The organism is Desulfosporosinus fructosivorans (assembly GCF_004766045.1).
GTDB lineage: Bacteria > Bacillota > Desulfitobacteriia > Desulfitobacteriales > Desulfitobacteriaceae > Desulfosporosinus > Desulfosporosinus fructosivorans.
The window spans coordinates 1-12,378 of sequence record NZ_SPQQ01000027.1; the positions used below are offsets into that span (position 1 = coordinate 1).

General features: G+C 38.8%; 9 protein-coding genes. 1 reads left to right on the forward strand and 8 read right to left on the reverse strand.

Annotation, left to right across the window (positions count from 1 at the left end; translation table 11 throughout):
• The 7 genes from E4K67_RS28510 to E4K67_RS28545 all read right to left on the reverse strand — a co-directional run.
• The coding region (locus E4K67_RS28510; RefSeq protein ID WP_135552967.1) for a sigma-54 interaction domain-containing protein at nt 1–1,074 on the reverse strand (1,074 nt) is incomplete at its 3' end.
• 1,824 nt (nt 1,075–2,898) lie between these two features.
• Nucleotides 2,899–3,150, reverse strand: a complete 252-nt coding sequence (locus E4K67_RS28520; RefSeq protein WP_243454675.1) for a hypothetical protein — start codon at nt 3,148–3,150, stop codon at nt 2,899–2,901.
• Nucleotides 3,151–3,188: 38 nt separating this feature from the next.
• Nucleotides 3,189–4,340, reverse strand: coding sequence for a uroporphyrinogen decarboxylase family protein (locus E4K67_RS28525; RefSeq protein WP_135552971.1), 1,152 nt, complete (start codon nt 4,338–4,340; stop codon nt 3,189–3,191).
• A gap of 45 nt (nt 4,341–4,385) precedes the next feature.
• Nucleotides 4,386–5,021, reverse strand: a complete 636-nt coding sequence (locus E4K67_RS28530) for a corrinoid protein (RefSeq protein ID WP_135552972.1) — start codon at nt 5,019–5,021, stop codon at nt 4,386–4,388.
• A 65-nt stretch (nt 5,022–5,086) separates the two neighbouring features.
• Nucleotides 5,087–5,899: a methyltetrahydrofolate cobalamin methyltransferase gene (locus E4K67_RS28535; RefSeq protein WP_135552974.1), complete on the reverse strand. Its 813-nt coding sequence runs from the start codon at nt 5,897–5,899 to the stop codon at nt 5,087–5,089.
• Between the two features lie 218 nt (nt 5,900–6,117).
• Complete coding sequence (locus tag E4K67_RS28540) at nt 6,118–7,494, reverse strand: MFS transporter (RefSeq protein WP_135552976.1); 1,377 nt, start codon at nt 7,492–7,494, stop codon at nt 6,118–6,120.
• Between the two features lie 482 nt (nt 7,495–7,976).
• The gene (locus E4K67_RS28545) at nt 7,977–9,707 is read right to left on the reverse strand and encodes a sigma-54 interaction domain-containing protein (protein ID WP_243454676.1); all 1,731 of its coding nucleotides are present in this window, start codon (nt 9,705–9,707) and stop codon (nt 7,977–7,979) included.
• Between the two features lie 285 nt (nt 9,708–9,992).
• Between E4K67_RS28545 and E4K67_RS28550 the strand changes: the two genes are divergently transcribed.
• On the forward strand, nt 9,993–10,928 hold the full coding sequence (locus E4K67_RS28550; RefSeq protein ID WP_135552978.1) for a DMT family transporter: 936 nt from the start codon (nt 9,993–9,995) through the stop codon (nt 10,926–10,928).
• Nucleotides 10,929–11,216: 288 nt separating this feature from the next.
• On the opposite strand, the gene E4K67_RS28555 is transcribed toward E4K67_RS28550, so the two are convergent.
• The gene (locus E4K67_RS28555; protein ID WP_135552980.1) at nt 11,217–12,377 is read right to left on the reverse strand and encodes a Ger(x)C family spore germination protein; all 1,161 of its coding nucleotides are present in this window, start codon (nt 12,375–12,377) and stop codon (nt 11,217–11,219) included.
• Between the last annotated feature and the right edge of the window lies 1 nt (nt 12,378).

Sequence of the window (12,378 nt, forward strand, 5' to 3'; positions counted from 1 at the left end):
TAGTTTAATGACTTCATTATCAATCCCCGTAATATTCAAACCAAGTTCTTTGTTAATTTTGGAGATGAAATGTTCAACCAACAAGGGGATGTCATCAAGCCGCGTCCGTAATGGTGGAATTTCAATACTCATAACATTAATACGATAAAAGAGATCCTCCCTGAAATTATCCTGGTGAACGAGATCATGAAGATTTTGATTCGTTGTAAATATCAATCTAACATCTATATCAAAAGGATTATTACCCCCAACTCTTTCTACCTCTTTTTCCTGAATGACTCTAAGAAGCTTGGATTGAAGATACAGGGGCATCTGATTAATCTCATCAAGGAGTAATGAACCACAATTAGCTAGTTCGAATTTGCCTACTTTACCACCCTTTTTGGCTCCGGTAAAGGCTCCTTCCTCATAGCCAAATAATTCAGATTCAAGTAGATCATTAGGAATAGCAGCACAATTGACCCTAACAAAAGAATGATGGCTCCTTGTACTAAGCTGGTGTATAGCATGGGCAACCAGTTCTTTGCCAGTGCCTGTCTCTCCGGTTATCAGGACCGTAGACTTGGTCTGGGCTACTTTTCTTATTAACTCCTTCATTTTGATAAGGTTGGGAGAGTTGCCGATAATTTGATCCAGCGAGTATTTAGCCCCTCTTAATTTGTTCAATTCACTCTTATATTGATTTAATTCCTGGCTTAAATGAGTGATTTTCTGAATTGTAGCAAAGGTACTCACTTCATCCAATTTTGAGAGAGAACTAAAGGCTGCTACTCCAATTATCTCACCATTTTTTCTAACTGGTATCCGGTTAACCAGTACAGACTCACCATTCTTAAGTTTAAATAAAGAACCTATTTCTTCGCGTCCTGTCCTAGCTACAATATGCATCCTTGTACCAGGGATTACATCTATAACATCTTTTCCGATGACTTCATGTCGATTTACATGTAAGATATCCGCATATCTGTCATTTAAAAAGATAATCTTGCCGTCATTATCTGTTACTACGACACCCTGCATGGACTCTAAAACATAATAAAAAATGTCCTGGTTCTCTTCACGGAGATCTAGCATTACTATTCACTCCTTATAAAGTCTTTGTTTGAATTTTAACACACTATTCTGATTTTAGCATTGCTGGTAAAGGACTAGAAATATTTAATCTGCTTTAATCCACAATGGAGTGCTACAAAACCTATGTTAAAAGAGTCCTCCTAGTATTACAAAAAAGACCCTATAAAATAGAGTCATTTGATTTTTGGCCAGTAGGCCTCTTTTTTAACTGTCTACTTTATAGGGTCCATTTTACAAATCATCTACTAGGAGGACTCTTTATAATTCGATAGCCCATCATATTTTATCTGGCAACCAGCCTAAGGAAAGTTTTCTTAATGTGCTTGCAGTAGGGTTTCTCGTTTCTATAGAGATCTTTCTGGCTGGGTAAATTTCCTTAAGTGAAATCAGGGTCAGTTCAATTAGCATTAACCATTTTTCGATTCAGTAATTTATACAAATATAAATGAGATGTTAGTATTAGTAAATATATGGGAAACGAATAGTATATCTCATAACCATTCTTATAGTGGTATACTCCGAACGCATGAGCAATATATTCTGTTACTAACGCAATTATTGTCCATAACAAAATATAGAAAGCGTTGTACTTATTTTGTATTTTAAAGAAGTCATAAAAGTAAATATATAAATATCCGAAGGGTCCGAATGAAAGATATGACATAAAATCCATTAATTGATAAGAGGATGAATCATTAACATCGTAATAATCAAATGGTTCAATGCTTATTGTGTGGTCAAATATCATTCCAACAAAAATAAAGTATATTAAATAAACTAATGATTCTTTGAATGAGAACCTTTTTGGAAGTTTCCACACCAGTATAACCCCTATTATTAATGAGCCTATAACAAACCATTCATTGCTATTGAAATTCCGATCATAAATAATATACATTACATTGACTCCCCTATAGGTAATTTAGTTACCAACTTCATTGTAATAAATGCAAGTAACATAAATACCATTAATAAGATAGCAGAGCCTAAATATAGGTTCGAGCCACAAGATATAAAACCAACCCAAAATGCCAATAAGTTGATCAAATATAAAATTGAAAATACCAACACCGTTACAAAGAATTTATCAATGAAATTAGCAAAAATCATGAGCGAAAATGGTATGATAATATTTCTGTGTAACCAGAAACTAATGAACATGTCCGTTTTATTACTATGCTGCATAAGGTTTAGATTTAAATCGAGTATGGTAAATATGTTCATTGAGATGATTGTAAGGAAAAAAAAGAGAAGAATATTATCTTTTGTACTTAATTGTTTAGGAACATAAAAATAAACACTAATAACTATCCAAGCAATAAAGACAAATAAACCTACAGTCACAATATTCACCTCATTTTCTCTACAACTTTCATTAATATGCCCGACCAATAAACTTATATGTGATAGCGTAAAATACAATTATCAATGTGCTATCTCACATCGCCTTAATTTGGTAAACTTATTTATCCAAGTAGATTTTGTGTACTACAAAGTAAACCAAAAAAATACAACCCCCAAATTATCAGAGGTTGTGTGAGTAAGTTTACAGTTCCTTTCTCAGCCGAGGGTCAAGAAAATCCCTCAAACTGTCGCAGATGAAGTTGGTCCCCACTGCCATCGTCAGAATAGCCACCCCAGGAAAGGCTCCAATCCAAGGATGGATCATGCTTGTTGCAACCACTTAGAGTTTCGGGGGCTGAGTTTTCACACACCCCCTTATTTTTTACATTATATTTATTCTAATACATTGGCCGCCAAATCTGCGTCAATTTAGCTGCCAGCTTGGTGTAAATTTTCTCCAAGGGTGTTCGTTTATTAACCTTAAAAATACATGAAAAACGCCATGCCATCAATGTGATGCACTGGATCATCTGTAGTGCTTCTCACGTGAAACACTTGTCCCCCAAATGAGCGGGCCTGATTATCGACGATATAGGCATAATCATACTTTCCGGGTGTCACCCAACCCATAAATGTATAAGTGTGGGTGTACCCTTGAGTGAAAAGTAACGGATAAACAGGCAAACCAAGGTTAAAACCGGGGGAGCTCAATACTTCCCCGGTTTTAAACATTCAGATGATCCTAAAGACGCAAACCTGTTAGATTTACATCAGTATTTACAATTAGCGTGGAAAGTCTCCCACATAGCTATAAAATTTTCAATAGGGACGTCATCTTGTACATTGTGAACAGTCGAGAACACGAAACCTCCATCTTTTCCAAATATATCCATGTTTCTTTTGGTTTCTTCTCTAACTTGTTCGGGCGTTCCGTTTGGAAGAGTCGATTGAGTATTTATCCCGCCACCCCAGAATACAATGTCCTTGCCATATCTACTCTTTAACAGTTCTGGACCCATATCTGCAGCCGCAATCTGTACAGGATTTAAAATATCATAGCCAGCTTTAATGATGTCCGGCAATGCCGCTGTGACAGAGCCACAACTGTGGAGCGTTATTTTGACATCTCCCTTGGATTTGACGTAGTCATTTAGTTTCTTATGGTAGGGGAGTATCATATCTCTGATGAGTTGAGGGGAAATAAAAGTTCCACGTTGTGTACCAAAATCGTCAGCCTCACTGGTAACATCAATCAGCCCACCATATACGTCAAAAATGTTGTCATAATACTCCATTTTCTTTTCTAGCAATTTATCCATAAATGGAATACAGCGTTCCGGCTCAGAAAGTAACATAGCAAGCCAGTTTTCAAAGCCCCAGATCAAAGGTCCGGTTTGCAAGAAGCCATTACCAAACTGCTCTGAAATGGTGTTTGCAAATCCTGCTGCACGGTAGTCTTCTAATTCCTTTCGTCCAGCCATATCGTATTTATCCGGGGTTGGCCATACAAACTTTTTGTCATCTTCTTCATCCTCTGCATCTCCCAAAGCACACCCGGCTAAGTCGTAATATAGACCTTGATGCTTTGGCATTCTGTATACGGTTCCCCAATCATTTCTATAGAAAAGACTTTTATCGTCTTCCCATTTCTTGGCATAATAACTCACGCCCTGTTTAATGGGCTTGATTCTTGCTGCACGAACATCACAGCCTAATAGATCCAATACTTTATCCGATGCATAGACTAGCTGGTAAGGTATATGACACATTTCCAGTTCATCTTCTTGTATGCCAAAGTAGTCTAAAAGCTTTACATAAAAATACTTCGTAAATTTACACGAACACCCTGCTCCAAGATCGAGCGGAATACGATCCGGTTCTTTATGATTCAGAGCACATAAAACTCTTTCGCGTCTGTTCATCTTTATTCCTCCCTGTTGTTTGAATAGTTTTTCGATAATATATGGTTAAGCTGAGAAGGCTTTTGCTATACTTGCAGCTGATCCCGCATCCGCTGCAAAAGCATCAGCACCGATCGAATCTGCAAATTCTTGAGTGATAGGCGCACCACCGACTATGATCTTAACTTGTTTATTTAAACCAGCTTCAATAATTGCAGCGACTGATTTTTTTAAAGAGGGCATTGTAGTTGTTAATAACGCTGAAAGACCAACAAGGTGACAATCTGGATTCGCTTTAATTGCTTCGATAAATTTTTCTGTTGAAACATCAACCCCTAAATCGATGACCGTATATCCGGCACTTTCAATCATCATAGCAACAAGGTTTTTACCGATATCGTGTAAGTCACCTTCAACTGTCCCGATGATGAATTTGCCAAGTACAGCACTCTGGTCGCCCGCTAGATGCGGTTTTAAATGTTCCACACCCTCTTTCATGGCACGCGCAGCGATTAGCATTTCAGGAACATAAATTTCATTGGCTTTAAATTTTTCACCTACAATGCTCATAGCCTCAATCATACCTTGATTTAAGATATCGATTGGATTACACCCTTCTGCTATTGCCTCATCAACGAGACCTTTGATAATCTTCTTCTTACCGAATTCAATGGCAGTTGAGATTTCTTGAATTTTCGACATGTTTTTTCCCTCCATTTTGTGCTTAGACACTAAATTATTATTTCAACAATTTTTACTGATTAGCTTTAGTATACTTTTAGCAAAGGTCCAATTAAGCCATCTCTAAACGCTGAAATATAGTCTAAGCAGTATTCATCCTCTTGTAATAATGCCTTTGAGGCATAAATCAGGCCCAACATATCTCTGTTTGTAGGGTCAACGATCGCGCTATCCATGCCCGCGTTCACAGCTAGGACCATAAAGGCTTGGTTAATGAGTTTGCGAGCAGGCAATCCAAAGGAAATATTGCTTAAGCCACTTGTCACATGGATGGTTGGATAGCGTTTCTTTATTTCTCTTGCACATTTTACAAAGGTGGTTAAAGCAGTTTCATTAGTGGATAAGGTCTCTACCAGTGGATCGATATGCAATCGGGATGGATCAATCTTAAATTCTTTTGCCCTCTTCATAATATTTTCAAAGACTTCTAAGCGTTTTTCCACAGAATCCGGAATCCCTTTGCCATCACAAAGAAGCGCAACACATTCCCATTTAGTATCCGCGATAACAGGGAATATCACATCGATTTTATCACCCTCCATGGATACAGAGTTGACTAAACCTGTTTTTTTGCAAAAGGGTAATGCGGCTAAAATGGAATATGGACTTGGACTGTCAACACAGATCGGTAGATCGGTAACTTCCTGTATCAAATCAATCAACCATTTCATGGTTTCGACTTCGAATTCTACTTCTACCGATGCACAAACATCAAGGTAGGTAGCGCCTGCTTCGGCTTGCCTTTTGGCGCACTCACGAATGAAGTCTTCGTTTTTTTCTCGAATGGCTTTGGCCATCGATGGAATAGAGCCGTTAATTTTCTCACCTATAATAATCATTGATTAGCGATTCTCCTCCTTCTTATGGGCTTTTGAAGAAATATTTTCAGCAATTCGTAAGGAAGTTGCTATTGTTTACTCAGTTACACCCAGTGTTTATACAAATCTGATTATGAGATTGACTATTCAACACCATGGGCTTTTTTTAAAGATTAGCCCCTACCGCGAATGATACAGAGGGGCTAACGACTTTAAGTACAATACTAATATATAGGTACTTAAGCGGAAATCTCCTCGAGCACTTTGCCTTTGGTTTCTACGCCTAAGAACCCGACGACGAGTGCAGCTATCACAAAACAAGCCGCTCCAAGTGCAAATATCCCAGACTGTCCTGTTCTTGGTAAGAGTACAGCAACAATATATGGACCTAAAAGTGATCCTAACCTGCCGATCGCGGAGGCAAAACCTGAACCGGTCGCCCTCGCCCTAGTTGGGTAAAGTTCTGGAGTATAGGCATAAATTGATGACCACATACCAAAGAGGAAGAATTGCATGCACAAACCGTAAGCAATGAGCGTTGTTAGACTTGTCGCAGTCCCATAGAAGTAAGCAGAAACCGCGCAACCCAAGAGCACTGTGATAATCGTTATTTTACGTCCTTTTGCTTCTATGAAATAAGCAGCTGTGAAGAACCCAGGGACGCCAGCAAGTGAAATAATGATCGTATAGAAGACTGATTTTGTGACCGAGTAACCAGCCTGTTGTAAGAAGGCTCCTAGCCAGGTCGTTATTCCATAGTAACCTAGTAAGGCAAAGAACCATAAAGACCAGACCATAATGGTCCGTTTAACATAGCCTGGTGCCCAAAGTTCAAGGAAAGAAAACTTACGTTTACCCGTTGATGCCACTGCGGAAAGATCGATATTTTGAACAGGTGGGAGTTCGTGTCCATAGGCTTTTTTCACGCCCTCTTCAAAGACCAACATCACTTTATTAGCCTCTTCATGTTGTCCACTGGTATCTAACCAACGAGGGGATTCTGGCACAAGCCGTCTAATAATGAGTACAAAGATCGCAGGTATGCCTTCACAAGCAAATACCCAACGCCAACCACCAATTGGCAAGATAAAATAGGCTAACAGACCAGCCGCAATGAAACCGATGGGCCAAAAACCTTCTAGTAACGCAATATAGCGTCCACGATTTTTAGCGGGGATAAATTCGGAAACTAGAGATTGTCCGATCGGAAACTCCATCCCCATTCCAAATCCTAATAAAATTCTACCAAAGGCTAACATACCGACAGTTGGGGCGAGTGCGCAAATGAAGCTAGCAGTTCCCCATAGTATCATACTATATTGGAAAACAATTTTGCGTCCAAATCGGTCAGCGAGCATTCCCGCAATAGCTGCTCCTAGAAACATTCCTAAAAAACTAGAGCTCGAGAGCAGCCCAGCTTGGACTGTAGTCAAGTTGAAATAGGTCTTAATGGAACCTAAAACAAAGGTTAACATTCCTAAATCCATTGAATCAAAAAACCAGGCTGTCGCTATGATATAAAAGATCTTTTTTTGGTAAGAGGTTAGTGGCAGTCTTTCCAACCTTTGAGGTATGCTAAAAGTTTTTCCATAAACGTTTTCTGCTGGTTGTGCCATCTTTAATGTCCTCCATTTTCTATTCGATATAGAATAATTCCGTTTCTTGGTCAATGCCTTTCCTTTACAGCCTCACTAAATTGATCCGGGTATTAACTTACTCCAAGTCCTCATATCCCCAGCCATCCAACAACAGATAGACTAGGTTTCTACCGATGTATTAAAGTCTCCTTTCGATCACCTTCCCTTTACTTTCCACTTTTTGATTTTGAGAGTATTAAACCCTCAATATACGCGACAAGCCAACTACAAACTGAGTATATTGATACTCCTTTCATTATTTATTTGCCTATCTATAACTCTTTGCAATTGTCATGCCAATCAAAAAAATCAGAGTATTCAACGTTTGCTGAATACTCTGATCACAGAAACAATCACTTAATTCTAAATAAATTCAAGAAAAGCAGCTCCCACTAACGTTTTACAGCCGATTCCAGGAGTGTTCGCATGATTCGATATTTCATCACTATAATTTTTACTACTCATTTAGTGCTTGTTGACTCAATTTTATACTTCTGCATTTTTTTAACCATACTGGATTGACTAATCTTCAAAATTGCTGCAGCCTTTCGTGTACTTCCTGTAGTACGGTATGCTTCAGCAAGTAGTCGACGTTCCTCACTTTCCACACAAGCCTGTAACGATGTGATATCTATTTTTGATGGCTTTAATAACTGAAGTGAAGTCCCCACTAATGCATCCATCCCAATACAATCTTCGCGATAAGTTACAACTAGGCGTTCGATGGTGTTTTCTAATTCCCGTATATTTCCTGGCCAATCATATTCCAAAAAGACATCCATAACATCTGGGTGAATCCATTTTTGATATCCATACTTACGATTAAATTTCCCTAAAAATTCCGCTACTAGAGAAAGTATATCTGCCTTACGATCCCTTAATGGTGGGATAAGTATCGGAACCACATTCAACCTGTAATACAAGTCCTCACGAAAAGTCTTTTCTTTGACCATGCTTTCCAATTCTCTGTTTGTGGCGGCAACAATCCTTACGTCAAGTAGAATTGGTTTCTTGCCACCTATTCTGGTTATTTCTTTGTCCTGAATTGCACGAAGAATCTTGACCTGTAAATCCAGCGATAGCTCTCCTACTTCATCAAGAAATATTGTTCCACCTTGAGCAAGCTCAAATAGACCTGATTTTCCCTCCTTTAGCGCTCCTGTAAAGGAACCCGACTCATAACCGAAAAGTTCTGATTCGACCAGATTTGGAGGAATAGCCCCACAATTAATTTTGATAAAAGGTTGCTTAGCTCGTTTACTCGCGCGATGGATTAGTTGAGCGATAAGTTCCTTACCTACACCGGTTTCTCCAAGAATCAAAACATTTGTGTTCACATCAGCAACATGGTAAGCAATTTCTAACTTCTTTTGCATTTCTGGATCTTTGGTAATGATTTTCTTAAAAGGCTGTTGAGAACGCAAATGCTCAAGCAAACGAAAATACTTGTCTTTTATTTGTTCGCTTTCAGCCAATTTTGCTTTTAACTCATTTAATTGAGAAACATCACGAATTGCAGTTACTACAAACGTAACGTTGCCACTCTCGTCAAAGATCGGGTTACCGCTCAATAATAAATCCTTGCCATTTCTTACATCCATTACGTTAACTTGGGATCGCCGTTCCAAGACCATTTCCGTAACCGATTTGTTCATGTAGCCTTGCTTTAACAAATCACTCACGTGTTTACCTACAAACTCCTTCGCGGTAATTCCTGTCATATGTTGATAGGCGTCATTAGCACGAACAATTACACCTTGAGCGTTAGCTACGACAATTCCATCATCTAAAGACTCGATCACATCATCCAAGCTTTTATTAATCGCCTTAAACGTATCTAGTTGATGAGATAGTACCTCAAATTCTGAAATATCTTGAAAGATAGCTACTGCTCCGATAATATTATTTCCTCGCCAGATAGGACTTCGGTTAGAAATGATAGAACGGTCATTAATATCCAACCGTTGATTGTATTCTTCCTTTCCATTCTTCATAACCTGGATTAAGTTTGAATTGGATATCACCTGATCTATCTGAGCTCCAATTGCTAGAGATTGAGGAATATTAAGAACCCTCGATGCAGCTCTATTAAAAACAATGACCTCTTTGTTTCGGTTGATCGCAACAACACCATTATGCATAGATTCAAAAATCTCTTGCCAATGCCAATCGCTTGTTTGGAGATTCATCATCCTCATCCTCTCCACTATACCTATGTAAATCCTTTAATCACCTTTAGAAGATGGGTTGTGTATACCAGAATTCTTCAATTACGACTTTTTAAAGGACCTAACCTCCTTAAAGATTGTTCTCTCTTGGTCAGCTTCAACATTAGTAATTAGTTTATCATAAGAAATGTATCTTCGAAAGATTCTCCTATCCACAGAGACCATATCCTCAGTGAGCAACTTCCATTACATTAGAAACAATGTAGTATAATGGATTATTGTCAATCATGTTAATAGAAGAGGAGAATTATGACGAAAACTGTATTGAAGGCCAATTTAGCCATGGTTGCTGTAATAATTATTTGGGGAATTTCTTATGTTAGCATTAAGGCAACTCTTATTGAAATCCCCCCTATCACAATGGCACTTATCCGTTTTATGATTGCCTCCTTAATACTCGGAATTATTATCCGAAAAGTTGAACCAAAGGCGAAACTAGATAAATCTGATCTGCCGAAAATGGTTTTAGGCGGGATTTTTGGCATCACCTTATATTTCATCCTTGAAAACATCGGAGTCAAATTCACCACAGCAACAAACGCTTCCCTAATCGTTTCCGTCGTTCCAATTATTACAATAACCTTAGATGTACTATTCTGCCACGGCAAGCTATCCTTAATAAAGCTATTGGGAGTTAGCATAGCCATAGGGGGTTCTTACCTTGCTGTTACCGCCAATGGTAGGGTTGAACTAAATTCCGCCCATTTTATTGGAAATATTTTAATGATTGCTGCAATGCTGTCATGGGCATTATTTACTTTGGTCAATAAGTCTCTTCATGGCAAATATTCGGGATTATTTTTAACTGCCTACCAAACGATCTTTGGAACCCTGTTATTTATTCCTTTGTCACTTTTTGAGTATAAAGAATGGAAACTGTTTTCGCTTATAGCGTTAGGTAATATTTTATTTCAGGCAATTTTTTGCTCATGTATAGCCTACTTTTTGTATAACTATGCCTTGAAACGTTTGGATGTGGCTCTAACAACCATCTATTTAAATCTGATCCCTGTTGTTGGAGTTCTCAGCGGTTACCTTATTCTCAAAGAACGTGTTTTAGCCATCCAGCTTGTCGGTGGGTTAATAACACTTCTTGCCATCGTAATTATCAATTTTGAATTAGGAACTCTGCGGAAAAACTTGTTTGATAAAGAACATGCTCGAACAACTGGAACTTCCCATTGAGGGAATCCTCGCATTTCGATACTACGCTCATAGCTCAATTCTACAACGCCCTTAAAGACAGGCCTCGCCAAGTTTTTGGCATCTATTGCGAACTGATATCATACAAACTGGGACGGATAAATCTCTAGGGTTAGATTTATCCGAGTATTCCGTAATTCGTGTCACTCGTGACTTTGTCTCTGTTTATGGTGATTTCCGGGTTCGTTAAAACCAGAACGTCCAAACATTCTGGCAACTATAGAAATTTTTTAATAGCTTTTTATAATTCCTGCTTAACTTTCGAATCGATTAAAGCGGTTTCTTAACCAAACCAATATCGGAGATTTTGGAATTAACAACGATATCCACTTCAGCTTTTGGGAACTCCTCCGCCCAATTTTCTTTTATTTCTTGCCATTCCTGTGGAAATTTTCGGCTTAACTCAGTCCCAAACCCAAAAATATCGGTACTGTATTTTTCTTGGGCTTTATCAACAATACTCCTGATTTCTTTTTCTATTACCTCACCCTGGCTCTTCTTTAACTCCATAAGCTTTTCCGGATTGCCCAAATCTGTTAGGCACGCCTGCTCAGCCAAACGAGATTCCACATTGACAGTAATCGTAAATTTCAATTTGCCATCGCTTATATCCGATTCGATTTTCCGGTTAGCCCTTAAAATTTCCATGGAAACTTTTTTATTTCCCTCACCCGGGCAGGGAATGCTAATTACTCCCGATTCAACTTTACCTTGGCTCCACAAATAACCTCTAGTATCTAGAGGATCAAGCCTTCCGATGAGCTTGTCTCTCTGGAAGACCGCAGCACCGTTAAGAAGCAAGGTTTTTTTAGGATTATTAGGGTCGAGTTCAATGTTACTGAGGACAGCCCCTGGCGAATCGTAAGCTAGCTGCTTCATGGTGTCGAGTAGGGAGGTAGCTACTGTTTTTGATGTTGTTCCAAAATCTTTAAGCATCATATCAAGCTGTTTTGCCGACATACTCTCCAAAGTGGATTGAGCTTTAAGAATATCGGCTGCTTCTCCCGGAGTGACTAATACCCATGTAAGAGGACGCATTTCGGCGTCCCGGTTGAAAAGATCGAGTACTGGCAGGATTCCCTCCTTGGCTATCTCATTACCAAGAATGATAGCAGTATTATGAGGATAATATAATTTGCGCCCAGACTTTAAAATAAGATTTCTTACGGCATCCATGACGGTATCTCCAGTACTACTCATAATAACACTGGCCCTTTCGCTTCCAGAACTGCCTCCACTACTTGATTCCGGGGAATCGGCGGTGCGTGCAATTTGAACGGAAAATTTAATTTCATTATTTTCTCCTTTGTCAAGAGCAACCAGCGTAACTATTGCGCGTCCCTCTAATTCCTTACGGTCCCAACAACCGGTTATCAGCAAAGGAATCCCTAAGATTAATAATAAATAGATTGCTGTTTTTCCTTTTTGCATG

What these genes read in the sequence shown, in the direction of transcription:
- E4K67_RS28520 (WP_243454675.1), bottom strand. Translation starts at nt 3,150, where the DNA reads ATGTTTAAAACCGGGGAAGTATTGAGCTCCCCCGGTTTTAACCTTGGT.
- E4K67_RS28525 (WP_135552971.1), bottom strand. Translation starts at nt 4,340, where the DNA reads ATGAACAGACGCGAAAGAGTTTTATGTGCTCTGAATCATAAAGAACCG.
- E4K67_RS28530 (WP_135552972.1), bottom strand. Translation starts at nt 5,021, where the DNA reads ATGTCGAAAATTCAAGAAATCTCAACTGCCATTGAATTCGGTAAGAAG.
- E4K67_RS28535 (WP_135552974.1), bottom strand. Translation starts at nt 5,899, where the DNA reads ATGATTATTATAGGTGAGAAAATTAACGGCTCTATTCCATCGATGGCC.
- E4K67_RS28540 (WP_135552976.1), bottom strand. Translation starts at nt 7,494, where the DNA reads ATGGCACAACCAGCAGAAAACGTTTATGGAAAAACTTTTAGCATACCT.
- E4K67_RS28545 (WP_243454676.1), bottom strand. Translation starts at nt 9,707, where the DNA reads ATGATGAATCTCCAAACAAGCGATTGGCATTGGCAAGAGATTTTTGAA.
- E4K67_RS28550 (WP_135552978.1), top strand. Translation starts at nt 9,993, where the DNA reads ATGACGAAAACTGTATTGAAGGCCAATTTAGCCATGGTTGCTGTAATA.
- E4K67_RS28555 (WP_135552980.1), bottom strand. Translation starts at nt 12,377, where the DNA reads ATGCAAAAAGGAAAAACAGCAATCTATTTATTATTAATCTTAGGGATT.